The 23,918-nt window shown below is 72.3% G+C and carries 22 protein-coding genes; 13 read left to right on the top strand and 9 right to left on the bottom strand.

The features are described from left to right. Window positions 1-5 precede the first annotated feature (5 nt). The 3 genes from EV376_RS25860 to EV376_RS25850 all read right to left on the bottom strand — a co-directional run bounded on the left by EV376_RS25860 (window position 6) and on the right by EV376_RS25850 (window position 5,331). Entirely contained in the window at window positions 6-1,757 is a 1,752-nt protein-coding gene (locus EV376_RS25860) for a serine/threonine-protein kinase (RefSeq protein WP_130327386.1), read from the bottom strand. A gap of 161 nt (window positions 1,758-1,918) precedes the next feature. Then, a complete protein-coding gene (locus EV376_RS25855; protein ID WP_130327384.1) occupies window positions 1,919-3,247 on the bottom strand; it encodes a glycosyltransferase family 4 protein in 1,329 nt (442 codons plus the stop codon). A 146-nt stretch (window positions 3,248-3,393) separates the two neighbouring features. Beyond that, on the bottom strand, window positions 3,394-5,331 hold the full coding sequence (locus EV376_RS25850; RefSeq protein WP_130327382.1) for a glycogen debranching enzyme family protein: 1,938 nt from the start codon (window positions 5,329-5,331) through the stop codon (window positions 3,394-3,396). A 42-nt stretch (window positions 5,332-5,373) separates the two neighbouring features. Here EV376_RS25850 and EV376_RS25845 point away from each other — a divergent pair, with 42 nt between their 5' ends. The 9 genes from EV376_RS25845 (at window position 5,374) to EV376_RS25810 (ending at window position 14,353) form a co-directional block, all read left to right on the top strand. Further along, the gene (locus EV376_RS25845; protein WP_130327380.1) at window positions 5,374-8,109 is read left to right on the top strand and encodes an MGH1-like glycoside hydrolase domain-containing protein; all 2,736 of its coding nucleotides are present in this window, start codon (window positions 5,374-5,376) and stop codon (window positions 8,107-8,109) included. A gap of 203 nt (window positions 8,110-8,312) precedes the next feature. After that, window positions 8,313-8,819 (top strand): DUF892 family protein, encoded by a 507-nt coding sequence (locus EV376_RS31115; RefSeq protein ID WP_130327379.1) that lies wholly within the window; start codon window positions 8,313-8,315, stop codon window positions 8,817-8,819. Window positions 8,820-8,901: 82 nt separating this feature from the next. Beyond that, a complete protein-coding gene (locus EV376_RS31110) occupies window positions 8,902-9,129 on the top strand; it encodes a helix-turn-helix domain-containing protein (protein ID WP_486482808.1) in 228 nt (75 codons plus the stop codon). A 37-nt stretch (window positions 9,130-9,166) separates the two neighbouring features. Continuing rightward, window positions 9,167-10,030 (top strand): helix-turn-helix domain-containing protein, encoded by an 864-nt coding sequence (locus EV376_RS31105; protein WP_486482807.1) that lies wholly within the window; start codon window positions 9,167-9,169, stop codon window positions 10,028-10,030. A 210-nt stretch (window positions 10,031-10,240) separates the two neighbouring features. After that, a complete protein-coding gene (locus tag EV376_RS25830) occupies window positions 10,241-10,942 on the top strand; it encodes an HAD family hydrolase (RefSeq protein ID WP_130328867.1) in 702 nt (233 codons plus the stop codon). Window positions 10,943-10,958: 16 nt separating this feature from the next. After that, window positions 10,959-11,714 carry a DUF4184 family protein gene (locus tag EV376_RS25825; protein ID WP_130327377.1) on the top strand — a complete coding sequence of 252 codons (756 nt, stop codon included), beginning with the start codon at window positions 10,959-10,961 and terminating at the stop codon, window positions 11,712-11,714. Window positions 11,715-12,125: 411 nt separating this feature from the next. Further along, complete coding sequence (locus EV376_RS25820; protein WP_165438120.1) at window positions 12,126-12,905, top strand: L,D-transpeptidase family protein; 780 nt, start codon at window positions 12,126-12,128, stop codon at window positions 12,903-12,905. A 121-nt stretch (window positions 12,906-13,026) separates the two neighbouring features. Continuing rightward, the gene (locus EV376_RS25815; RefSeq protein WP_130327373.1) at window positions 13,027-13,425 is read left to right on the top strand and encodes a hypothetical protein; all 399 of its coding nucleotides are present in this window, start codon (window positions 13,027-13,029) and stop codon (window positions 13,423-13,425) included. A 187-nt stretch (window positions 13,426-13,612) separates the two neighbouring features. Further along, on the top strand, window positions 13,613-14,353 hold the full coding sequence (locus EV376_RS25810; protein WP_130327371.1) for a hypothetical protein: 741 nt from the start codon (window positions 13,613-13,615) through the stop codon (window positions 14,351-14,353). A gap of 354 nt (window positions 14,354-14,707) precedes the next feature. Here EV376_RS25810 and EV376_RS25805 read toward each other — a convergent pair whose 3' ends face one another. The 5 genes from EV376_RS25805 to EV376_RS25785 all read right to left on the bottom strand — a co-directional run bounded on the left by EV376_RS25805 (window position 14,708) and on the right by EV376_RS25785 (window position 18,121). Further along, entirely contained in the window at window positions 14,708-14,977 is a 270-nt protein-coding gene (locus tag EV376_RS25805) for a hypothetical protein (RefSeq protein ID WP_130327369.1), read from the bottom strand. A 47-nt stretch (window positions 14,978-15,024) separates the two neighbouring features. Beyond that, on the bottom strand, window positions 15,025-15,456 hold the full coding sequence (locus tag EV376_RS25800) for a hypothetical protein (RefSeq protein WP_130327367.1): 432 nt from the start codon (window positions 15,454-15,456) through the stop codon (window positions 15,025-15,027). 171 nt (window positions 15,457-15,627) lie between these two features. Beyond that, window positions 15,628-16,332, bottom strand: coding sequence for a VOC family protein (locus EV376_RS31100; RefSeq protein ID WP_130327365.1), 705 nt, complete (start codon window positions 16,330-16,332; stop codon window positions 15,628-15,630). A 225-nt stretch (window positions 16,333-16,557) separates the two neighbouring features. Then, on the bottom strand, window positions 16,558-17,322 hold the full coding sequence (locus EV376_RS25790; RefSeq protein ID WP_486482806.1) for a type IV toxin-antitoxin system AbiEi family antitoxin: 765 nt from the start codon (window positions 17,320-17,322) through the stop codon (window positions 16,558-16,560). A gap of 220 nt (window positions 17,323-17,542) precedes the next feature. Then, window positions 17,543-18,121, bottom strand: coding sequence for a mycothiol-dependent nitroreductase Rv2466c family protein (locus EV376_RS25785; protein ID WP_130327361.1), 579 nt, complete (start codon window positions 18,119-18,121; stop codon window positions 17,543-17,545). Window positions 18,122-18,362: 241 nt separating this feature from the next. Between EV376_RS25785 and EV376_RS25780 the strand changes: the two genes are divergently transcribed. The 4 genes from EV376_RS25780 to EV376_RS25765 are packed head-to-tail and all read left to right on the top strand — an operon-like array spanning window position 18,363 to window position 22,732. After that, window positions 18,363-19,646: an ABC transporter substrate-binding protein gene (locus tag EV376_RS25780; RefSeq protein ID WP_130327359.1), complete on the top strand. Its 1,284-nt coding sequence runs from the start codon at window positions 18,363-18,365 to the stop codon at window positions 19,644-19,646. A 40-nt stretch (window positions 19,647-19,686) separates the two neighbouring features. Continuing rightward, the gene (locus EV376_RS25775) at window positions 19,687-20,682 is read left to right on the top strand and encodes a carbohydrate ABC transporter permease (RefSeq protein ID WP_130327357.1); all 996 of its coding nucleotides are present in this window, start codon (window positions 19,687-19,689) and stop codon (window positions 20,680-20,682) included. A 1-nt stretch (window position 20,683) separates the two neighbouring features. Then, window positions 20,684-21,517, top strand: coding sequence for a carbohydrate ABC transporter permease (locus EV376_RS25770; protein WP_130327355.1), 834 nt, complete (start codon window positions 20,684-20,686; stop codon window positions 21,515-21,517). A 9-nt stretch (window positions 21,518-21,526) separates the two neighbouring features. Next, entirely contained in the window at window positions 21,527-22,732 is a 1,206-nt protein-coding gene (locus tag EV376_RS25765; RefSeq protein ID WP_130327353.1) for a sn-glycerol-3-phosphate ABC transporter ATP-binding protein UgpC, read from the top strand. A 118-nt stretch (window positions 22,733-22,850) separates the two neighbouring features. Here the strand turns inward: EV376_RS25765 and EV376_RS25760 are convergent, their stop codons facing one another. Further along, window positions 22,851-23,834 (bottom strand): NAD(P)-dependent alcohol dehydrogenase, encoded by a 984-nt coding sequence (locus tag EV376_RS25760; RefSeq protein WP_130327351.1) that lies wholly within the window; start codon window positions 23,832-23,834, stop codon window positions 22,851-22,853. Between the last annotated feature and the right edge of the window lie 84 nt (window positions 23,835-23,918).

Here is a 23,918-nt window from a genome sequence, read left to right as displayed (position 1 = left end):
TCGGGTCAGGGGTCGACGCGCAGGCTGGCCCGGACGGTGGCGAACTGCTCCTTCGCGGCGGCCCAGTCGTCGCCGTGGATGATCCAGCCGAGCGTCCAGCCGGCGGCGGGCCCCTCGGTGGGCACCGCCTGCACCGCGCGCAGCCGGCTGCCGTGCGGGGTCTCCCACCCGCACTCCCACTCCGCCGCCCGGCCGGCCGGGCCGAGCCGGAACTCCTCGTACGCCGGCAGCGTGCCGGCCGCGAGTTCCCGCTGCCGGACGGCGCGCAGCCGGTCCAGGGCGCTGCCCGCCGCGTCCCGTGCGCCGGCGACGCTGAGTGCCCGCCCGGTCGTCGGGTCCTGGAAGCAGGCCACGTCACCGTCACCCGAGTGGCGCCAACCGGCCGGCAGCGCGACCCGGAAGCCCCGCCGGTCGGCGTGCCACACCCAGCCGTCCGGCGGTCGGAACCGCTCACCGGCGGGTGGGGTCGCCGCGACCACCGGCTCGCCGACCACGTCGGGGCGGACGCAGGGGAACGGCGGCGGCGGGAAGCCGCCCCGGCCGCGCGGTGGCGGGGGATGGCCGGGCCGGTCCACGGCGGTCGCGGCAGGGCCGTCCGGTGCCCCGGATCCCGGCCGCTCACCGCGGACCGGGCTCCCGGTCGGGACGAACCCGTCCGCCCGGTAGCCGGGTTCGTCGGTGACCGCGAGGGCCGTGCCCACGCCGGCGGCGATCGCGACCAGCGTCGCCGTGGCGGCCAGCGCCCAGCCCCGGGTGAGCGGTCGCCGTGCCCGCCCGCCCGGCCCGTCGACCCCGGTGACCGGTCCCGTCGGCGCGGACGTGCCGGTCGGGCCGGCATCGGCCGGTGGTTGCGTCGTCCGGTCGTCACCGGCCTCCCGTTCCGCCGCCGGGACGGCCGCCGCCGGCCCGGTCGCCGGGCCGGGATCGACCGCCGGCGTGGTCGCCAGGTCGGCCACCGCCGCCAGCCGGCGGCGCGTCTCCTCGTGGTCGGCGCGGTCCGCCGGGTCGCGGCGCAGCAGCCCGGCGAGCACCGGGGCCAGCGGCCCGGCGTTCACCGCCCGGTCCGGTGGCTGCGCGGCCAGCGCGCTCAGCGTCGCCATCGCGGTGCTGCGGGCGTACGGGGACTTTCCCTCCACCGCCGCGTACAGGGTCGCACCGAGCGACCACAGGTCGGCGGCCACGCTCGACATGCCCTCGGCGGCGCGTTCCGGAGCCACGTACTGCGGTGAACCGAGCACCATTCCCGGCCGGGTCATCGCCCCGTCGCCGCCGTCGAAGACGGCCAGCCCGAAGTCGGTGAGCAGCGCCCGACCGTCGTGGGTGATCAGCACGTTCGGCGGTTTGACGTCCCGGTGCAGCACGCCGGCGTCATGGGCGGCGCGCAGCGCGGCGAGCAGGTCCAGCCCGACCGCGGCGGCCCGGGCCGGTGACAGCGGCCCGTCGGCGTCCAGCAGGTCCTGCAGGGTCCGCGACGGCACGTACGCCATCACGATCCACGGGCTGTCGCCCACCGACACGACGTCGTACACCTTGACGACGTTCGGGTGGTCGATGCGCGCGGCCGTGCGGGCCTCGCGCAGCGTGCGGCGGCGGACCTCGTCGCGTTCCGCGCCGGTCAGCCAGGCCGGCGGAACGACCTGCTTGACCGCGACCTCGCGGTGCAGCACCTCGTCGCGGGCCCGCCAGACGCGGCCCATGCCGCCGCGACCGACCAGTTCGAGAAGCCGGTACCGGCCGGCGATCAGCACTCGCTCCACAGTGCTCCCATCCGTGGCCCGGCGTACACCCTAGAGGCTGTCGGGGTGGCCGGGCTGCCCGCGCGGACCCGCGCGTCACCCGAGAGCGTTCCGGCCAAGGGAGGGAGCGCCCATCGGCCGAAGCGGGCGCGGTGGCGGGCCGTCCGTCGGCGTCGGCTGGTTCAGCCGGAGGCGCCGCCGACCGCGAGCAGGTTGCCGTCGGGGATCTCGATGGCCGGCCGGCCATCGCCGGGCCGCGCCGCGACGCACCGTCCGGCCGGGCCGTGCTCCCGTTGCGCGGCGACGTAGGTGCCGGCGGTCCGCGCCGCGATCGCCGCCCAGCCGTACCGCTCGCCGACCATCGCCCGGGCGCGGCGCGCCACCCGGCGGGCGAACACCTCGTCGGCGAGGAGTTCGTCGACCGCCCCGGCGAGGGCGTCCGGGTCGCCGTGCGGGAAGGTCACACCGGTGACGCCCGGCTCGACGATCTCGGCGAGGCCGCCGGTCGCGGACACCGCGAGTGGCGCTCCCGCCGCTGCCGCCTCCAGCGCGACCATGCCGAACGGCTCGTAGAGGCTGGGCACCACGGTCGCGTCGGTGGCGCCCAGCACGGCCGGCAGCTGTCCGGCGTCCAGGAACCCGGCGAAGCGGACGGTGCCGTCCAGGTGCAGCCGCCGCGCCTGCTCGACGAGTTCGTCCCGGTACGGTCCGTCACCGGCGATCAGCACCCGCAGCCCGGGGTGCCGCCGGCGCAGGTACGGCGCCGCGTCCACCAGGTGCTGCACGCCCTTCTCGTAGACCAGCCGGCCGGCGTAGCCGACCAGCGGGCCGTCCCCGGCGAACCGGGCCCGGGCGGAGGCGACCGCCCGGGGACGGGCCCGCCACGCCCGGTCGTCGACCCCGTTGGGCACCACGTCGACGCGGCCGGCCGGCATGTCGAAGAGCGTGGTGACCTGGTCGCGCATGTACCGGGAGCAGGTGATGAGCCGGCCGGACTCGTTGGCGAGCCAGTGTTCGACGCCGTGGATGGTGCGGTTCATCTCCGCGGGCAGCCAACCCTGGTGGCGGCCCGCCTCGGTGGCGTGGATGGTGCTGACCAGCGGCCGGCCGAGGTGTTCGCGCAGGGTCATCGCGGTGTGCGCGACGAGCCAGTCGTGGGCGTGGATGACGTCGTACGAACCGGATTCGGTGGCGCGCAGGGCGGCGCGGGTGAGGGTGTGGTTGAACGCCATGGTCCAGGCGAGCAGGGAGTCGGTGGCCAGGGGGAACCGGACGGGGTCCGCGGCGGCGCGGATGATGCGCACGCCGTCGGCGTACTCCTCCAAGGGCGCGCCGTCGGCGTGGCGGGTGACGACGGTGACGTGGTGGCCGGCGGCGGCGAGGGCGACGGACAGGGCGTGGACGTGGCGGCCGAGGCCGCCGACGAGCACCGGCGGGTACTCCCAGGACAGCATCAGCACGCGCTGCTGTCGGGCGGGCTGGATGTCGATCACGTCGGCGTCTGCTGACACGCGTGGCCCCCCTTTGAGTTGTTCCCGAGCACGCGCCGACCGGCACCCTCGCTGGCGCCCCGTTCGTCGCGACCGGATCGGGACTCATCCTGCTGGCTGCGGGCTAACCAGCGGAGACGCGGTCGTTGCGAGACTGTAAAGCGCGCCTAGCGGGCCCGGCGGACCCGCAGCAGCTCGGCCACCGACCACGCCTGGAACGGGCATCCGGTCGCCCGGTGCGGGGGCAGCCCGTCGGCGGTCTCGCTGACCGAGCCGAGGCCGAACTCGGCCAGGTGGGCCTCCACGCCGACGAACAGCCCGTCCACCGGGAGCTTGGCGCGCCGGCCGGCGTCCACGAACGGCCCGAGCAGCCACGGCCACACCGTGCCCTGGTGGTAGGCGCTGTCCCGGTCCGCCGGGCCGCCCCGGTGCCGGCCCACGAACTCGGGTGCCCGGGGAGCCAGACTGCGGGGGCCGAGCGGGGTGAGCAGCTCGGCGGCGATCCGGCGCAGCGTCGGCTCGTCCGGGTCCAGCGGCGCGTACGGCAGCGACCAGGCCAGCAGCTGGTTGGGACGCAGCAGGTCGTCGTCGTGGACCGCGGCCGCGCCGAGCGGGTACGCCGGCGCGGGCGCGTCCACCACGTCGTACAGCCACCCGGTCGGCGCGGGGAACCGCTCCCGGAACGCCGCGACCGCCCGGCCGTGCCGGCGCCACAGCTCGGCGGCGTCCTGCCCGACCCCCTCCGCCAGCTCGGCGAGCCCGGCCAGCCCGTTGATCCACAGCGCGTTGACCTCGACCGGCTTGCCGGTCCGCGGGGTCACCGGCACTCCGTACACCCGGGCGTCCATCCAGGTCAGCGCGGCGCCCGGGGCGCCCTGCGTGAGCAGCCCGTCGGCCGCGTCGACGGCGATGCCGTACCGGGTGCCGGCCACGTGCGCGCCGACGACCTCCAGCAGCGCGGGCAGCAGTTCGGCGGCCAGGTCCGTGTCGCCGGTGACCGCGACGTGGCGGCTCACCGCGTGCAGGAACCACAGGGTGCCGTCGACGGTGTTGTACTCCACCCGGCCGGTGTCGGCGGTGTTGGCGAGCATCCCCTCGAACAGCGTCGCCGCGTACGACCGCAGCAGCGCCCGGCCCTCGTCCGCGCGACCGGTGCACAGGAACAGCCCCTCGTACGCGATCATCGTGTCCCGCGACCAGGCCCCGAACCACGGATATCCGGCCACCACGTCCGGCCCGCGATCGGTGTCGATCACGAACGCGTCGGCGGCCAGGACGAGCGTCGCCTCGACGGGGTCGGCCGGCTGCCCGGCGGCCACAACGGCCCGGTTGCGGGCCCGGGCGGCGGCCACCACCTCCGGCCCCGCCGGTGGCTCGGCGGCCAGATCGCCCGCCCAGGCGAGCACCGAGACGGTGTCGCCGGGCCGGTCCAGCGCACCGGCGAAGCGGCCCGCGTACCAGAGATCCTCGTCCGGGTTCAGGCCCCGCGCGGCCTCCTCGCGGTGGTGCGCGCCCAGCCACCACTGGCCCTCCGGCGCCCAGCCGGGGCCCGACAGCCGGAACGCCCCCTCGATCACGGCGCCGTCGGCGACCGGGTCCATCCGCGGAGCCGGCCCGTCGGCGCGGCGCTCGCCGTGCGCGTCCCGCCAGGTGCACGCCGCGGCCAGTTCCAGCCGCACCGGACCGCCGCTGACCAGCCGGTGCACCACCGCGACGCCGGGCCGGCCGGGCACCGCCGCCAGCTCCCGCTCGATCACCAGGTCGCCGATGCGCCACCGCCAGCGGGGCAGCCCGTCGGTCAGGTCGAAGCGCTCCAGCAGCTCGAATCCGCGCGGGTCGACGTCACCGGAGGCCCACTCGTGTGCCCCGAGGCGTACCCGGGCGCCGGACGGGAGGAGCACCGCCGGATCGAGGCTGGCCAGTCCCACCCGCCGGGACGCCGGGGTGACGCCGGCGACCACCAGCAGCCCGTGGTAGCGGCGGGTGCGCAGCCCCGCGACGGTGCCCATGGCGTACCCGCCGAGGCCGTCGGTGACCAGCCATTCGCGGGTCGCGGCGCTGCTCAGGTCGCCGCACACCTGCGGGCCGAACGCGATGTCGATCAATTTCCCTCCACCGGCGGCGCGGAGTGACACGGCATGGGAAGAATGGCCGCTGTGGTGAGGTACCCCGGCGGCGTCGAAGATGGGCGAGTGATCACCGACGTGCCGCCCTCCGACGCTCCCGCCCCCGACCCTGAGCGGATCCGGCTCGCCCAGGCCGACGCGGGGGAGCAGGACTGGCGCGCATGGGGTCCCTATCTGTCCGAGCGGGCGTGGGGGACGGTACGGGAGGACTACAGCGAACACGGCACGGCGTGGGACTACTTCCCCCACGACCACGCGCGGTCCCGAGCCTACCGGTGGAGCGAGGACGGCATGGCCGGCGTCTGCGACGACCGGCAGACCTTCTGCTTCGCCCTCGCCCTGTGGAACGGGCGGGACCCCATCCTGAAGGAGCGGATGTTCGGCCTCGGCGGGGACGGCGGCAACCACGGGGAGGACGCCAAGGACTACTGGTGGTATCTCGACAGCACGCCGACGCATTCGTGGATGCGCTGGCGCTACCACTACCCGCAGGCCACCTTCCCGTACGACGAACTCGTCGCGGTCAACGCCCTGCGCGGCCGGGACGACACCGAGTACGAGCTGGTCGACACCGGGATCTTCGACGACGACCGGTACTGGGCGGTGACCGTCGACTACGCCAAGGCCGGCCCGACCGACCTGTGCGTCCTGATCACCGTGGCCAACCGGGGCGACCGGGCCGAGACGCTGCACGTGCTGCCGACGCTGTGGTTCCGCAACACCTGGGCGTGGGGGCTGCCCGGCGGTGACCGGGTGCCGCTGCTCGTGGGATCGGCGGCCGACCCGGCGCCCGGCGGCCCGGGCGCCCGGCTGCTGGGCGAGCACTGGGTGCTCGGCCAACTGCTGCTGGAGGGCGACGGCGAGCCCACCCCGCTGCTCTGCGACAACGACACCAACGCGGAGCGGCTGTGGGGGCTGCCGAGCCGGTCCCGCTACCCGAAGGACGGGATCAACGACCACGTGGTCGGCGGCGCGCCGACGGTCAACCCGGAGCGGCAGGGCACCAAGGGCGCCCTGCACTACGTGCTCACCGTGCCGGCCGGCGAGCAGCGGCAGATCCGGCTGCGGCTGACCCGGACCGCGCCGCCGCCCGGCGCGGCGCCGCCCCCGCCGGCCGACCTCGGCGACGGGTTCGACGCGGTGGTGTGGGCGCGGCGGGCCGAGGCGAACCGCTTCTTCGCCGGACTGATCCCCGCGGCGGCGACGCCGGACGAGGCGCTGATCGCCCGGCAGGCCATCGCCGGGCTGATGTGGGGCAAGCAGTTCTACCACTTCGACGTGCAGCGGTGGTTGGAGGGCGATCCCGGCTCGGCCCCGCCGCCGGCCGGCCGCCGGCACGGGCGCAACAGCCACTGGTGGCACATGACCAGCTTCGACGTGATCTCGATGCCGGATCCGTGGGAGTACCCCTGGTACGCCGCCTGGGACCTGGCGTTCCACTGCGTGAGCATCGCCCGGGTCGACCCGGGCTTCGCCAAGGAGCAGCTGCTGCTCCTGCTGCGCGAGTGGTACCTGCACCCCAACGGGCAGATCCCGGCGTACGAGTGGGCGTTCGGCGACGTCAACCCTCCGGTGCACGCCTGGGCGGCGCTCAAGGTGTTCGAGATCGACGGGGGTCGTGACCACGCGTTCCTCGCCCGGGTGATGCACAAGCTGCTGCTGAACTTCACCTGGTGGGTCAACCGCAAGGACACCGGCGGCCACAACGTCTTCGAGGGCGGGTTCCTCGGGCTGGACAACGTCGGGCCGTTCGACCGCTCGGCGGCGCTGCCGGTCGCCGGGGTGCTGGAGCAGTCGGACGGCACCGGCTGGATGGCGATGTACGCGCTCAACCTGCTGGACATCGCCATCGTCCTCGCCGAGCAGGACCGCACCTGGGTGGACACCGCGACGAAGTTCTTCGAGCACTTCGCCTACATTGCCGCCGCCGCGTACGAGCAGGGTCTGTGGGACGACGAGGACGCCTTCTTCCACGACGTGCTGCGGCTGGCCGACGGCACCAAGGTTCCGTTGAAGGTGCGTTCGGTGGTCGGGCTGCTGCCGCTCGCGGCGGTCACCCGGCTTACCGCGCGGACCCTGCAGCGGCTGCCCGAGCTGGGCGCCCGGCTGCGCTGGTTCCTCACCAACCGTCCCGAGTACGCCGCCGTGATCGGGGAGCGCCGGCTCGGCCCGGACGGCCGCCAGCAGCGCCTGCTGTCGATGGTGGGGCCGGAGCAGCTCGTCCGGCTGCTCGCCCGGATGCTCGACACCGACGAGTTCCTCTCCGAGTACGGGCTGCGCACGCTCTCCCGCGCCCACCTGGACAAGCCGTTCGCGGTCACCCTCGGCGGGCAGGAGTTCTGCGTCGGGTACGAGCCGGCGGAGTCGACCAGCGGCCTGTTCGGCGGCAACTCCAACTGGCGCGGTCCGATCTGGATGCCGACGAACTTCCTGCTGATCAGCGCGCTGCGCGACTACGCCGCCTTCTTCGGCGACGACCTGCAGGTGGAGTACCCGACCCGGTCCGGCGTGAAGCGCAGCCTCGACGAGATCGCCGACGACCTGTCGGCGCGGCTGATCAGCCTGTTCACTCGGGACGGCTGGGGCCGCCGGCCGATCTACGGCGCGGCGCAGCTCTTCCAGACCCACCCGGACTGGCGGGACCTGATCTGCTTCCCGGAGTACTTCCACGGCGACAACGGCGCCGGCCTGGGCGCCTGGCACCAGACCGGCTGGACGGCCCTGGTCGCCGACCTCATCCTCACCCTTCGCCGGTGAACCCGTCAGCCACGGCCGCCCGTCTCCCCGGTTGACGTGCTGGCGCGCGCCCACGTGTCATTCAGGATGACGTCCCGCGAGCCTGACGTGACCCGCCGCTTCTGAACGTCACAGGTCCCGAGACCGGACACAACCGGCAGCGGTTTTCCCGGTCTTCAGGTGGGTAGGCCGTGGCGTCTCGCCAGCGAGATCAGGGGGAGCACATGGGGATCCACACGACGCGCGACCTATTCATCTATGAGCTGGGCATTCTGAGTGAGATGGAAAGAGCCGGGCGGCAGAACCTGGACTTTTTGGCTCACCGGGTCAGTAGCGACGACCTCCGGCAAATCGTACGGAACAAGCAAGAGGAATGCTCGGGGTGGGAGGAGAACCTCCAATGTTGTGCGGCGGAAATGGATACCTCGCTGCGTGCGGCACGGTCTGATATCGCCCAAGGCATGTATGGACGGTTCGAGACCTTCGTGCGCCTGGATCCCTCACCGGGCATTATCGATCAATTTGCAGTCGACACCATGATCCGATTCTTGTACGTCACCATTGCGGCACACAAATCCCTTTTCGACTGGGCGGTCCTCATGCATGAGGGCAAGTGCGTGCAGTGCCTGCACGCCAACATTTTGCAGAAGCAGGAGAGCGTGGCCGAAATCGAACGATACGGCCACGAGCTGGGTGTCCGACTCCTGGCACCCGTCGGGCGCTCCGCGTGAGCCTTCCGTCAGCTACCGCCGGGACCAGGCGAGAGGTCGAAGGCTCGTAGGGCAGCGGGGGCGGCGGAAGCTGTCGCAGCAGGTGTTCGCCGACCGGCTCGGCAAGTCGACGAGCTGGGTCGACAAGGTCGAACGTGGAGTCCGGTCGCTGGACAGGCTGTCCACGCTCCAGGAGATCGCCCGCGTGCTCCGTAGCGACACCGCCGTTCTGGTCGGTCGGGACGCCGAGCCGGTCGGGGCGACGGATCGCGCCGAGGGCGTCGACCGGATCAGGACGGGCGCTGTCCCGGTACGAGATCCCGTTGAGTAGGCCGGCGGCTCGCCGGTCAGTGTTGCCTGTGGACCGGATGCTGCGCGAGGTGGGGCACGCCTGGACGACGTTCCAGTACGCCCGCTATCCGCAGGTGATTGACCTGGTACCGGACCTGCTCACCAATGCGCAACGCACGCACGCCCAAGCCCCGGTGGCGGGTCGGGTGCCGCTGGTCGAGGCGTACCGAGTCACCGCCGCTGTGCTGGTGAAGCTCGGCGACGCCGAGTCGGCGTGGCTCGCCACTGACCGGGCGATGCTGGCCGCCACCGGTCACCGGGACCTGGTGGCCGCCGCAGCCGTGCAGCTCGGCCAGGTGTTGCGCGCGTCGGGGCGGGCGCGGGCGGCGAAGGCGCTGATGCTCGCCGCCGCGTACCAGATTGCCCCGCCCGCGGTTGAAGACGGCACACCGCCGGAGTTGTCCCTGTGCGGAACCCTGCTCATCCAAGCTGCCCTGGCAGCGGCACAGTGCGGAAACGAGCGGGCCGCCACCGAGCTGATCGACGAGGCCGCCAGCATGGCTGAGCGGGTCGGCGACGGGCACGACCATCACCGCACGGGATTCGGACCCACCGCCGTCGACCTTGCCCGCGTCGCCGTAGCCGTCGAATCCGGCGAAGCCGCTGAGGCGATCGCCTGGCACGAGAAGGTCACCGAACGGGCCGGCTGGCGGTGGCTACCGGCCGAACACCGCGCCGCGCATCTGCTCAACGTCGCACGTGCCTTCCTGCACGCCGATGATGCGATCAACGCCGCCCGGATGCTGATCGAGGTCGAGCGCGCCGCGCCGGCCGAGGTCCTGCACCGGCCCGCCGCCCGGGACGTCCTCGCCGAGGTAGCCCGGGACCCGCGCGCCCCGACCATGATCACGCGGCTCGCCGTCACCCACGGGGTGGGTTGACCGGGTGAGGTCGCATTCCTGTCCCGGGCCCAGATCCGCAACCGGCTGACCCTTGCCGCCCGAACGGCCCTCCGTCAGCAGGGGCCCGGATCCGAGGACCGCGGCTGTCGGTGACCTCCGTCGAACCGGCGGCTGTCCCGCCGAAAAGCCCGTGACCGAGCGGGCGGCGCCCAGTACGGTGGCCCGGGCCGCGACGGGAGGACAGGGATGCTGGACGGGACGCGACGGCACGGGCAGGTGCTGGTCTTCGACGCCGACGACACGCTCTGGGAGAACAACGTCGTCTTCGAGCGGGTCATCGACGACTTCCTCGACTGGATGGACCACCCGACGTTGGACCGTACGCAGATCCGGGGCATCCTCGACGACATCGAGCGCGCCAACTCGGTCGTGCACGGCTACGGGAGCAAGGTGTTCCTGCGCAGCCTGGGGGAGTGCTTCGAGCGCCTGCGGGAGCGGCCGGCCACCGAGGCCGAGCGGCGGGAGATCCAGGAGTTGGCCGTCGCCCTGATCGAACACCGGGTGGAGCTGATGCCGGGGGTCGCCGAGGCGCTGGACGAGCTGGCCGGCCGGCACGAGCTGTTGCTGCTCACCAAGGGCGAGCGGGAGGAGCAGCAGCGCAAGCTCGACGCGGCCGACCTGCTGCACCACTTCCGGGCCGCGCACATCGTGCCGGAGAAGAACGCGGACACCTACCGGTGGCTGGCGAAGGAGCACGACTTCGACCCGGCCCGGGCCTGGATGATCGGCAACTCCCCGAAGTCGGACATCGCGCCGGCCCGGGCGGCCGGCCTGAACGCGGTGTACATCCCCAACCAGCACACGTGGGTGCTGGAGCACGACGAGCTGGACCCGACGGACGCGGGGGTGCTGCAGCTCGCCGCCTTCCCGGAGCTGCTTGACCACTTCTGAGCGATAGCCTCCCGGCGTGCCGTTGACCTTCCCCTCCCACCCGGCAGCCGTCCTACCGCTGAAGCTCTGGCGTCCACGCTGGTTCGACGGTGTCGCGTTGGTCACCGGAGCCGTGTCACCGGATGTGGCGTACCTGTTCGTCGGGACGCCGTGGGAGCTGCCACGGACGCACACGCTCGCCGGGTTGCTCTGGTGGTGCCTGCCGGTGGCGCTCGCGTACGCCTGGTTGGCCCGCCGTGTCGTCGCGGCGGTCGTTCCGCATCTGCCGGGCGGTCGCGTGTTCCGCTGGCGTGACTACGCGGTGCTCGGCACCCACCGGCACCCGCTGGCCGTCACCGCCGCGTCGGCGCTGCTGGGTGCCGCCAGCCACATCGGGTGGGATCTGGTGACGCACACCGACTGGCTGCGGACGTTCGGCGTCGACTGGTACGCCGCCACCGGTCTGCACTGGTGGACGGTCTCGGATCCCGCCAGCACCCTCCTCGGCGCGGTGGTCGCCGTGTGGTTCGCCGGGCGGGTCGCCCGGCGTCGTGACATCCTGCCCGGGGACGAGCGGACGGATCCGGCCCGATCGGCGGCGTTCCTGCCGGTGGCGACCGTGACCCTCGCCGCCGGGGTGGGGCTGGTCGCGGTGCTGCCGGCGGCGGACCAGGTCGCGCCGACCGGCGTACGCCTGCTGCACGTGCTGGCGTGCGCCCTGATCGCCGGCGCGTTCGCGGCCGCCCTGATCGGGGGTGGGCGTAGTCCTCGCTTCGAGGGGAAACAGCGTTGAGCCCGGGCGTCGTGTTACGCCGACATGCCGCTTTTGCAGGTTGACATCAATCACGCTCTCGCGGGCGTCGCACACCTTGTCCGAGCTGGAGAGACGCTCCTAACCTGAGCCGGCGCCCACGGCTCTTCGGGGTGAGTCGGGGGCGCGCCGAGTCCGGTAGTTGGGCACCGTGGAGCTGAGTGCAGGCGGGCCGGCTCGCTGTGGTGGCCCTGCGTGGGCGGCGTGCCCCGCCCGCGGGTCCACCATGGCGATGTCCGCTACCACGCCGGACGGCTGGGGTCAGGACCGGGGAGTTGCGGACCCGGTCCTGACCCATCCCTTTCGCCGCAGAGCATCACGATGGCGTACCGGTCGGAAATGTCATGGTTTTCGGGGCAGCGGACGTCCGCGTCGCCTGCCAGGATCGTCGGCATGAAACGGCGTACCCTCATCCTCGGCGCGGCGGCCGGTGTGGCCGCGCCCGTCGTCGCCGGAGCCGCCCCCGCCGCTGCGGTCGTGACCGATCCCGACGCGGGCGGCACCGTGCCCACCGGCCCTCTTCCGCGGCGCTACCTGGGCAAGACCAAGGCTGACAAGCTCACCACCCTGCCCGCCGACACCCGGCAGGTCATCCTGGTCACCGCCACCGGCTACGGCACCTCCTACGCGACGCTGGAGAGCTTCGCCCTCTCCGGCCGGCGCTGGCGGCCCGTCTCGGCGCCGCTGCCGGCGCGGATCGGCTCAAAGGGCTTCAGCGACAACCACGTCGAGGGTGGGTCCACCACGCCGACCGGCGCGTACGCGATCGGCCCGACGATGTACGGCATCGCCCCCAGCCCGGGCGTCCGCTACCCCTACCACCGGCTGGTGACCAACGACTGGTGGAACGGAAACCCGGAGTCGGCGGCGTACAACACGTTCCAGCACACCAGCACGAATCCGGGCGGGTGGAGCGAGGCGCTGTGGACGGTGAAGCCCGCGTACACGCATTTCGCGGTGATCACCTACAACATGCCGCCGTCGGTGCCGAAGCCCGTTCCGTACGCCGGCAGCGCCATCTTCCTGCACGAGTTCAGCACCGCCGGGGGCAACGCGACCGCCGGCTGCGTCGGCCTGTCCCACGACCACCTGGTCGGAGTGCTGCGGTGGCTGGACCCCCGGGCGAACCCGCGCATCGTCATGTGCCCGGTCCAGAACCTGTCCCGGTACTGAAGGAGTGCTCCCCTGGAAGGACATCGGAGTTCACGTGAAGCGGTGGCCGCGGAGCCGAAATGGCCATGACGTCCGGGAACTCCGGGTGCCGGCACTTCTTGCCGTCATACCTGTGTTGGCGATGCTCTTCCTGCTGGCCGTCTCGTCGGTGGTGAGCACCTTCCAGTTCCGCGACGGCATGTACCGCGACGGCCAGGTCGTCACTGTCCGCGCGCTGGACGTCGTGCGGGGCCGGCCAGGCGAGGCGAAGGTCGACTACGTCGTCGATGCCAAGCGCTACGAAGCGTGGGTCTCCTGTGGCACCTCCTGTCCGAGGGAGGGCGACCGATTGGAGATCGAGTATTCGGCCAGCAACCCGAACAGGGTGGTGCGGAACAGGGCGGGTCCGTACTCGCGACTGGCCGTCGGCGCCCTGGTCGGCCTCCCGGTCGGGATCGCTGTCTCGGTGGTTGTGCTGCGTCGGGACCTGGACGTTCTGCGGCGACGTTGGGCGCATCGCGCATTCTTTGCGCGGCGATGACGGTGCGGGCGTGGATCATCGAGGATGGCCTGCTTCTCGGCGGGGATGGCGGGGCGACGGTCTGTGTCGTGCCATTGATCGCGATGGTCGCCGAGCGCAGCGGGCCGCGGCTGCTTGATGACGTTGCGGATCGCCAGCTGAGTCGGCAACCGAGACCTCGCCACCGCTCCCTGCAAGGATGGTGGCCATGGCGAGCTTCCACGCGCGGTACGTGTCCGGTGATCCCGACGACGTGTGGCGCGACCTGCGTGGTCTTGGCCTACGGGTCTTCGACGCCCCATACCGCGAGGACGCCGAGGCGGTGGCGCGCGAGTTCGCCGACCGTGCCCGCAGGAACGTCGAGACGCTCGTTGAGCGGCTGCAGGCGCGGGGCTTCCGTGCGGAGGAGAACGACGACGAGGGGACGCCGCGTCGCGCCCACGTTCCCCCGTCGCCGGGCGCGCCCGCGCTGGCCGACTGGCTGGAGGTGATGTTCGCGCCGTTCCCGATGACGATCAGCGCGTGGATCCGGCAGGTGGGCGATGTGTGGCTCGTCGGGGAATTGCCGGGTTGGCCGGCCAGCGTGCTCGCGGACCCGTTGGTGGTGCAGCTCGAGTGGGCCGAGCGGGGCGGCTCGCGCTCCTACTACGAGGCCGAGCACGCCGCGTACCTCAGGGACACCGCGCGCCGGGACGCCGGCATCCCGTTCCAGCTCGACTACGCGCCCGACGAGCTCCACAAGGCGAACATCAGCGGCGACGCGCCCTACGGCATCGACCTGCCCGGCCCCGGAATCGACGGGAAGGTGGGGCCCGCGATCTGGTTCGTCGACGATCTCAACACTGCGTTCGCGGCCGGCGGCTTTCCCGGTGCGCTGTGGGACGAGGGCTACCAGGAGCCGCCCGCCGGATTGCGTGAGTCGCTCGCCGCGGGGCTGCTGCGGCTCTGAGGCCGCCGGACGGCTGGCCGGTCAGACCCGGTTGACTCATTCGGTTCGTGCGTGAAAACAGCCCCACCTGCAGGCATCACCGCAGGTGAAGCGGCGCAGGCCGCACGAGCGCGGCACCGTGAGCCAACTCAGGTGGTGTACCGGGACGAGCCGGCGGGCTGCCGGCGCTGGTCAGTGACGACGCGGCCGAACTCGCCGCGACAACCGTCGGCCGGCCCGTTCGACGGGTCGCGGCGTGACGCTGCCCCACGTGTGTTGACAGGCTCGACAACGACGGGGACCGGCGAGGCGACCAGGACTCGCCGTGGCTGGCGTACCCCTTGATCCGCGGCGCTGCTCGGGCTGCCGGCGGCGTCAGGTGTTCGCGCCGCGCACGATGGCCACGGCCACCCGGCAGAACTCCTCCATGTCCGGGTTGAAGCCCGCTGCGATGTCGGGGTGCAGGCCGGAGCGGGTCTCGTCCAGCAGGCGCTGGCAGACCTGCTCGACCGGCTCGCCGGCGTAGCTGGCCCGAACCCGTTCGGTGGCGGCCTTGAGCGCCGATGTCAGCTGCTCCTCCAGCGGGCCGCGCAGCTTCTCCTGCACGGGATCACGGGGGTCCAGCGTGACGTGTGGCTCCGACATCGGCGCTCCCTTCCTCGGCGACCGCGGTACCCCACCGCGGCCGTCGGTCAAACCGCGGCCGGTACGGCGGCCACCCGTACCTGGTACGAGAAGTCCTCCGCCGGTTCCTCCCGGTAGGACAACTTCCGGATCTGCCGGTCGTCGTCGTACAGGGCGACGTCCACCAGGACGCCGAGGTGGGCCAGGCCGATGCTGCTCACCCGCTTCTTGTCCTGGAGCACCGCGCAGACCCCGCCGAGCAGTGTGCTCGCGTCGGAGGTGCGGTGCCCCGGCGGGCAGCGCAGCACGAGGTCCACCTCGACCGGCCCGGACAGCGGGGTCCAGCCGGTCTGCTGGGCCGCCGCGCAGGCCGCCTGAAGGAGGGCGCGGACCCTCGTCGCCTGCCGGTGCCCGGCGGCGAAGATGGACAGCGCCTCGGTCTTGACCGGTGGCAGGCCGCTCACCTCGAACGTCAGGGCGAGAGCGCGGGTGTCCTGCACGACGGCACCTCCTCGTTGGGGACGATCCTGCCCAACCGGAGCGGCAGCGGTGGGAGTTCCCGCGAGAACCAACCGATCGGGCGGGCCGGGGTCGGCCGAGGCGTGTCGACGTCGGTGGCGAACGCGCAGGTAAACGCTAGTCCACCTGGTGGGCGCCGGGTAACCGTCCGCTCACTCGGTGGGACGCGGCGGGAAGGCGCAGAACTCGTTGCCCTCCGGGTCGGCCAGCACCCACCACCGGGTCTGCTCGGTCGGCTCGTGCAGCAGCGTCGCGCCGGCCCGGATCAGCGCGGTCGGCTCCGGGTCGACCAGGTCGACGTCCCAGTGCATCCGGTTCTTGACGGTCTTGCGCTCCGGCACCGGGGTGAAGATCCATTCGTCCCACGGGAAGCCGGTCGCGCCGATCAGCGAGGCAGCGTCCCAGCCGGTCATCTCCACCTCGCCGCCGAGCACCCCGGCCCACCAACCGGCCAGTCGCTCCGGTTGGGCACAGTCCACCACCAGTTCGATCGGCCCAGGCCGGGTGTCCGGTCGGGCGGCGAAGACGCAGAACTCGTTGCCGTCCGGGTCGGCGAGCACCCACCACTCGATCTCCGCGTCCGGCTCGCGGACCAGTCGCGCGCCGGTCGCCAGCAGCGGCGCCGGGTCCCCGCCGGCCAGCCGCAGATCCAGGTGTACGCGGGTCTTGCCGGTACGCGGCTCGGGCACCCGGTTGACCCAGATCGACTCGGCGCCGGAGCCGGCCTTCCGGGGGTCGACCCGGGTGTCACCGCCCCCGACGTCCACCACCTCCCCGTCGAGCACCCGCCCCCAGAACCCGCCCAGGGCCTGGGCGTCAGCGGCATCCAGACAGAGATCCTTGAACCGAGCGATCATGGCCCCCATCATGCCCCGCCCCCGCCCATCCCACCGCCCCGAGCACACCCCTCCGGCCCGCCCGCACCCCCGGCCCGCCCGCACCCGCCCCGCCGCCGCCGGGCCCCCGCCCGCCCCGCGCCTCCGCACGCTCGGCGAGGCCGCTGGGTCAGCGCTCGCGGGTGCGGATGGCGTGGCGGACCTCGGCCAGGAAGCCGTCGAAGTCGGTCGCGAAGCGCTTCGAGGTCAGGTGGAGGACGATCCAGTCGTCACCGACCAGCCGGTTGAGCCGGCGCCGGTCCCGGTGGAGCTGTTCCGGATCGTGGTGCCAATGCCGTCGTACTCGATCGCGATCTTCCACCGCGGCCAGGCGAGGTCGAGTCGGGCCACGAAGGCGCCGTTACGTTCGACCACGAACTGGGTGACCGGGGCGGGCAGTCCGGCCAGGACGAGCCGGACCCGCAGGCGGGACTCCGGTGGTGACTCCGCACCGCCGTCGGTCAGGTCGGCGACCCGGAGCATCCGCTTCCAGCCGCGCTCCCCGGTGTGTCGGCGCGCCCGCTCGCTCAGCCGCCCGGGGTCGACGAGCCGACGGCGGACGAGGACGTCGACCATCGCGAAGGCGTCCTCGACCCGGAGCCACTGCGCGAGATCCCAGCAGGTGCGTTCCGGTGTGGTGACCGGAATGCCGGCGCGCAGGGCCACGTCGGAGTCGGGGAAACCGGCGGAGTGCACGGCCAGGCCGGCCACCGGACCGAAGCGTCGCGCCGTGGGCACCAGGACGTCGAGTGACTCGTGTGGCTCGACGCGTCCGGCTCCGAACAGTGCCGCGGCACTTCGCCCGGCGATCGCCGCGCCGGGTGGGATCAGCCATCGGGCCGCCGCCGCACAGCGTGCCCGATGCGAGACGACGAGGCGGGCGTCGGCGTAGACGTCCTTGAAGAGCGGCCGCCAGGCGCTGCTGCGGCTCGGCGCGGGTGAGCAGCCCCTGGGACACCACCTGGGAGCCACGAAAGATGCGCCCCTGCAGGCGCGCGGGCCGTCGCGGAGAAACCGGCGTCCATCCACCCTGGACGACACCGACCGCCCCCGTCTGCCCCTGTGGACAACCCCCTCCCGAGCCCCCGCCCCGACCGCCCGGGCAGCAACTTCGGGGAAGCTGCCGCCTCGTCGCGCGTTGAGGGGACATCTTCCCCGAAGTTGCCTGGATCCTGGGCGCAGGCGGGGTGGGTCAGTGGCGGGCGCGCTTCAGTTCGTGGAAGGTCGGCAGGCGCATCAGGGGGACGGTGCAGTCCCAGATGGTCAGGGCGTCGTCGGTGGCGGGCACCTCGGTGAGGATCGGGCCGTGCAGGCCCCGGTCGGCGCCGGGGACCATCAGCACCGGCGAGCCGATGTCCCGGCCGGCCGAGGCGTACGCGAGGGCGTGCGACTCGCGTACCGCCTGGTCCCAGCGCTCGTCGTCGAGGGCCGGCGCCGCCTCGCCCAGTCCGGCCGCGTCGACGGCCGCGTCCACGAGCTTCGGGCCCGGCGGGCTGCCGGCGTCGTGTGTGCGGGCGCCGAGTTCGGTGTAGAAGTGGCCGGCGTCGTCGTGCCGGCCCTCCGCGCGCAGCGCCTCGACCAGGCGCAGGGCCCGACTGGAGGCCTCCATCGCCTCGGCGTACTGCGGCGGGACCCGGCCCTCGTTGAGGATGGCCAGGCTGAACGCCCGCCACTCGATGCGCAGGGTGCGGACGTCGGCGACGGCCACCAGCCAGCGTGACGTGCGCCAGGTCCAGGGGCAGGCCGGGTCGAAGAAGAAGGTGACGTCCATCGGCCGAGCGTACGGGCCCGCGCGGGGGTGCGCAGGGCGGTGAGCTGGGTCACACGTGGCCACGGTCGGTCCGGTCGCGGTCGCGGCAGGTTTCGGAACTTCGCAGGTCGGGCAGTGTTGGGGCCACGAAACGCCCGGGGCGCGGCCGGACTGCCAGGCTGGCGCCCCGTCCGTCTCGCCGTGCGCCGGGGCACGGGAGCCTTCCCCCGGCTTTGGCCGAGAAGGAGGGGAGGAGTGCCTGATGAGCGACTCTGACCAGGCCCGACGACGGCGACCGCGGGCCCGCGCGGTGGCGGCGGCCGCCGCGCTGGCGTTGGTGGCGCCGCTGGCCGCGTGCGGGACCGGGGGAGACGAGGGCACGCCCACGATCAACCTGTACTACCCGCCGGAACAGAACCTGCAGAAGGTCGTGGACGACTGCAACGCGGCGGCGGATGGGCGCTACCGGATCGTCTACCGGGTGCTGCCCCGGCAGGCCGACGAGCAGCGGGTGCAGATGGTCCGCCGGCTGGCCGCCGAGGACACCGGCATGGACGTGCTCGGCCTCGACGTCACCTGGACGCAGGAGTTCGCCAGCGCCGACTGGATCCTGGAGTGGACCGGCGAGGACCGGGCCGAGGTCGAGCAGGGCACCCTGGCGGGCCCGCTGGACACGGCCCGTTACGAGGGCCGGCTGTACGCGGCGCCGAAGAACACCAACGTGCAGCTGCTCTGGTACCGCAAGGACCTGGTGCCCGAGCCGCCGACGACGTGGGACCAGATGATCTCGACGGCCCAGGAGCTGAAGCAGCAGGGCAAGCCCTACCAGGTGCTGACCATGGGCGCGCAGTACGAGGGCCTGGTCGTCCTCTACAACACGCTCGCCGAGAGCGCCGGCGGACAGATCCTCAACGACGACGGCACCGAGGCGGTGATGGACGAGGGGACGGTGCGAGCCCTCGACCAGCTCCAGCGGTTCGCCACGTCGGGCGTGGCGTCGCCGTCGTTCAGCAACGCCACCGAGGACCCGGTACGGCTGGAGTTCCAGTCGGGTGCGGGCGCGTTCCAGGTGAACTGGCCGTTCGTCTACCCGGCGATGCAGGAGGCGAACCCGGACCTGGCCAAGCAGGTCGGCTGGGCGCGGGTGCCCGGCGTCGAGGAGGGCACTCCGAGCAAGGTCACGATCGGCGGCGTGAACATGGCCGTCAGCGCCTACTCGGAGCACCCGGAGGAGTCGTTCGACGCCGCCAGGTGCATCCGCAACGAGCAGAACCAGAAGTTCTCCGCGATCAACGACGGCGTCCCGCCGACGATCGAGAGCATCTACGACGACCCGGAGATGACCGAGGCGTACCCGATGAAGGAGACGATCCTCGAGGAGCTGAAGGAGCCGGCGGTGCGGCCGCTGACCCCGGCGTACCAGAGCATCTCCACGGTCATGTCGGCGATCCTCTCGCCGCCGTCGGCGATCCGTCCCGAGCAGACGGCGAACGAGCTGCGCGACGCCATCTCGGACGCGCTCGAGTCGAAGGGGGTCCTGCCGTGAGCAAGGGACACCAGGGCACGGACCGTCGGGAGGTGACGGCATGAGTATCAACGCGACGCCCGCCGGCGCGGACGTCTCCGCCGACGAGACCGCCACCCGCACCGGGCGGCACGCGGCCGTGCCGGCCCAGCGGGCCGGTCGCCGCAAGGCGCCGCTGAGCGAGAACAAGCGCGCCGAGCGCAAGCTCGGCTGGCTGCTCTGCGCGCCCGCCGCGCTGGTCATGGTGCTGGTGACGGCGTACCCGATCCTCTACTCGGTCTGGCTGTCACTGCAGCGCTTCGACCTGCGTTTCCCCGACGAGCGCCAGTTCATCGGGCTGGAGAACTACGTCACCGTGCTGACCAACGAGTTCTGGTGGACGGCGTTCGGCGTGACCATGCTGATCACGGTCGTCACCGTGGCGATCGAGCTGGTGCTCGGCATGGGACTGGCGCTGATCATGCACCGGACGCTGGTGGGCCGGGGCATCGTGCGGACCGCGGCGCTGATCCCGTACGGCATCGTCACGGTCGTCGCCGCCTTCTCCTGGCGGTACGCGTGGACGCCCGGGACCGGCTACCTGGCGAACCTCTTCGAGGGCAGCGCGCCACTGACCGAGCGGGCCAGCTCGCTGGCGATCATCATGCTCGCCGAGATCTGGAAGACCACCCCGTTCATGGCGCTGCTGCTGATGGCCGGCCTGGCTCTGGTGCCGGACGACCTGCTCAAGGCGGCCTCCACCGACGGGGCGACGGCCTGGCAGCGGTTCACCAAGGTGATGCTGCCGGTGATGAAGCCGGCGATCCTGGTCGCCCTGCTGTTCCGCACGCTGGACGCGTTCCGGGTCTTCGACAACATCTACGTGTTGACGGCCGGGGCGAACGACACCTCGTCGGTGTCGATGATCACCTACAACAACCTGATCCGCGGCCTGAACCTCGGCATCGGGTCGACGATGTCGGTGCTGATCTTCATCACCGTGGCGATCATCGCGTTCATCTTCGTGAAGCTGTTCGGTACCGCTGCCCCCGGCAGCGACGACGGGGAGAGGCGCTGAGATGGCGGACACCACCACCAAGGCAAAGCTGCGCTGGGGACTGCTCGACGTCATCGTGGTCGTCTTCGCGCTGATCCCGGTGCTGTGGATCGCGTCGTTGTCGTTCAAGACGCCGGCGACGTTGACCGACGGCAAGTTCATCCCGCGCGAGTGGACGTTGGACAACTACCGGAGCATCTTCGCCACCGACCAGTTCGTGCGGGCCCTGGTCAACTCGATCGGCATCGCGTTGATCGCCACGCTCATCGCGGTGGTGCTCGGCGCGATGGCCGCGTACGCGATCTCCCGGCTGGACTTCCCCGGCAAGCGGCTGCTCGTCGGTGTCTCGCTGCTGATCGCGATGTTCCCGCAGGTGTCGCTGGTGTCGCCGTTGTTCGAGATCGAGCGGCAGCTCGGCCTGTTCGACACCTGGCCCGGCCTGATCCTGCCGTACATCACGTTCGCGCTGCCGCTGGCGATCTACACGTTGTCGGCGTTCTTCAAGCAGATCCCGTGGGATCTGGAGAAGGCGGCGAAGATGGACGGCGCCACCCAGGGGCAGGCGTTCCGGCGGGTCATCGCACCGCTGGCCGCGCCCGGGCTGTTCACCACGGCGATCCTGGTCTTCATCTTCTGCTGGAACGACTTCCTGTTCGCCATCACGCTGACCTCCACCGAACGCGCCCGTACGGTGCCGGTCGCCCTGTCGTTCTTCACCGGCGAGTCGCAGTTCGAGGACCCCACCGGGGCGATCTGCGCCGCCGCCGTGGTGATCACCGTTCCGATCATCCTGTTCGTGCTCTTCTTCCAGCGCCGCATCGTCTCCGGCCTGACCTCCGGCGCAGTCAAGGGATAGGTGGTAGTCGTGGCTGACATCGTGCTCGACAAGGTGAGCAAGAAGTTCCCGGACGGCACCGTCGCGGTGCGCGACGTCGACCTGGAGATCGCCGACGGCGAGTTCGTCATCCTGGTCGGACCGTCCGGCTGCGGGAAGTCCACCACCCTGAACATGATCGCGGGCCTGGAGGACATCAGCTCCGGTGAGCTGCGCATCGGCGGGGAACGCGTCAACGACAAGGCCCCCCGGGACCGGGACATCGCGATGGTGTTCCAGTCGTACGCCCTCTACCCGAACATGACCGTCCGGGAGAACATGGCGTTCCCGCTGCGGTTGGCGAAGCTGGACAAGGAGACGATCACGCAGAAGGTCGATGAGGCGGCGAAGGTGCTGGAGCTGACCCCGCTGCTGGACCGCAAGCCGGCCAACCTCTCCGGCGGCCAGCGGCAGCGGGTGGCGATGGGACGGGCGATCGTCCGCCAGCCCAAGGCGTTCCTCATGGACGAGCCGCTGTCCAACCTGGACGCCAAGCTGCGGGTGCAGATGCGCACCGTGGTGTCGCGCCTGCAGAAGCAGCTCGGCACCACCACCGTCTACGTCACCCACGACCAGACCGAGGCGATGACCCTCGGCGACCGCGTGGTGATCATGCGGGGCGGCGCGGTGCAGCAGGTCGGGCCGCCGCAGGAGCTGTACGACCACCCGCGTAACCTGTTCGTCGCCGGGTTCATCGGCTCGCCGGCGATGAACTTCCTGCACGCCGCGGTCGAGGACGGTTCGCTGCGGACGGCGCTGGGTGACGTGTCGATCGGCGACCGGGTCCGCCGGCAGCTCGAGGGCGCCGACGCGCCGCGCGAGCTGATCCTCGGCATCCGCCCTGAGCACTTCGAGGACGCCGAGCTGGTCGACGACGAGACCCGCCGGCGCGGCATGGAGTTCGACGCGCCGGTCGAGATCGTCGAGTCGATGGGTTCGGACAAGTACGTCTACTTCTCCGTCGAGGGGGAGCGGGCCAGCGCCGCCGAGTTGGAGGAGCTGGCCGCCGACGCGGGCGCGGACTTCACCGGTGGCGGCGCCAGCCTGGTCACCCGCCTGTCGGCCGAGTCCGGCGTCCGGGAGGGGGAGAGCCGGCGGGTCTGGTTCAACCTGGAGAAGATCCACCTGTTCGACCCGTCCAACGGCCGCAACCTGACGCTGCACGAGGGCCGGGCCGCCGGAGCGCTGGCCGACTGACCGGGAGCGGTCCCCCGACGGCGTCGGTAGCCAGCAGTTTCGGGGAAGGTGCGCTCTCCTGCCAGCGCAGGCCGCACTTTCCCCGAAACTGCGAGCGGGAACCGTCACCGGGGAACGGTCAGATCGTGATGACCACTTTGGCCCGGGCGTGTTCGCCTTCGAGGTACCGGATGGCCTGCGGCACCTCGTGGAGCGGGTAGGTCCGGTCGATGACCGGGGTGAGGCGGCCGGCCTCGGCGTGGGCGCGGAGCGTGTCGAGGTGTTGCCGGCCGGGCACCGTGCTGGGGGCGACGATGCGGTGCCGGACGAAGGGGGCCAGCAGCCGCCCGCGCGCGAGGAGCCAGACCGGTCCGACGAGACTGCCGCCGCGGTACACACCGCCGCCGGAGAGCACCAACGTCCCGGTCGGGGTGAGCGCCCGCCGGAGCGCGGTGAGTGAGCGGTTGCCGACCAGGTCGAACACCACGTCGTGGCGGCGGTCGGCGCGGGTGAAGTCGGCGCGGGTGTAGTCGACGACGTGGTCGGCGCCGAGGGATCGGACCAGCTCGACGTTGCGGGTGCTGCACACCCCGGTCACGGTCGCGCCGAGGACCTTGGCCAACTGGAGGGCCAGGGTCCCGACGCCGCCGGAGGCGCCGTTGACGAGGACGCGCTGGCCGGGTTCGACCCGCCCGGCGTCGCGCAGCCCCACGAGCGCGGTGACGCCGGCCAGCGGCAGGGCGGCGGCCTGCTGGGGGGTGAGGTTCGCCGGCTTCGGCGCGACCAGGCTCTCGGGTACGCACACGTACTCGGCGAACGCGCCGTTGGCGTCGCCGAGGTCGCCGAAGACGGCGTCGCCGGGGCGCAGGTGGCGGACCTGGGTGCCGACGGCCTCGACCCGGCCGGCGAAGTCGCGGCCACGGATGCGGGCCCGGGGGCGTGACCGGCCGAAGGCCAGTCGTGCCATCCGCGGGTCGCCACGCATGGCATGCCAGTCGTACGCGTTGAGCGCGGCGGCCTCGACCCGGACGAGCACCTCGTCGGCGGCGGGCACCGGCGGGTCGACGTCCGCGAGCTTGAGGGTTTCCGGCGGGCCGTACCGGTCCTGGACGATCGCCTTCATCGCGCGTTCCTTCCCCTGAAGGTGTACGGCGTACACCTGATAGTCATGAACGGTAAGTGTACGCCGTACGCCTGTCAAGGCGGC

The organism is Micromonospora sp. CNZ295, from assembly GCF_004217535.1.
Note: the sequence above shows the minus strand (reverse complement) of the source record. Positions and strands in the feature narration are given on the sequence as shown.

Coding starts and splice junctions, on each gene's coding strand:
- EV376_RS25845 (WP_130327380.1), top strand. CDS start 5,374: ATGGCCGCTGTGGTGAGGTACCCCGGCGGCGTCGAAGATGGGCGAGTG.
- EV376_RS31115 (WP_130327379.1), top strand. CDS start 8,313: ATGGGGATCCACACGACGCGCGACCTATTCATCTATGAGCTGGGCATT.
- EV376_RS31105 (WP_486482807.1), top strand. CDS start 9,167: ATGCTGCGCGAGGTGGGGCACGCCTGGACGACGTTCCAGTACGCCCGC.
- EV376_RS25820 (WP_165438120.1), top strand. CDS start 12,126: ATGAAACGGCGTACCCTCATCCTCGGCGCGGCGGCCGGTGTGGCCGCG.
- EV376_RS25815 (WP_130327373.1), top strand. CDS start 13,027: ATGCTCTTCCTGCTGGCCGTCTCGTCGGTGGTGAGCACCTTCCAGTTC.
- EV376_RS25810 (WP_130327371.1), top strand. CDS start 13,613: ATGGCGAGCTTCCACGCGCGGTACGTGTCCGGTGATCCCGACGACGTG.
- EV376_RS25805 (WP_130327369.1), bottom strand. CDS start 14,977: ATGTCGGAGCCACACGTCACGCTGGACCCCCGTGATCCCGTGCAGGAG.
- EV376_RS31100 (WP_130327365.1), bottom strand. CDS start 16,332: ATGATCGCTCGGTTCAAGGATCTCTGTCTGGATGCCGCTGACGCCCAG.
- EV376_RS25785 (WP_130327361.1), bottom strand. CDS start 18,121: ATGGACGTCACCTTCTTCTTCGACCCGGCCTGCCCCTGGACCTGGCGC.
- EV376_RS25780 (WP_130327359.1), top strand. CDS start 18,363: ATGAGCGACTCTGACCAGGCCCGACGACGGCGACCGCGGGCCCGCGCG.
- EV376_RS25775 (WP_130327357.1), top strand. CDS start 19,687: ATGAGTATCAACGCGACGCCCGCCGGCGCGGACGTCTCCGCCGACGAG.
- EV376_RS25770 (WP_130327355.1), top strand. CDS start 20,684: ATGGCGGACACCACCACCAAGGCAAAGCTGCGCTGGGGACTGCTCGAC.
- EV376_RS25760 (WP_130327351.1), bottom strand. CDS start 23,834: ATGAAGGCGATCGTCCAGGACCGGTACGGCCCGCCGGAAACCCTCAAG.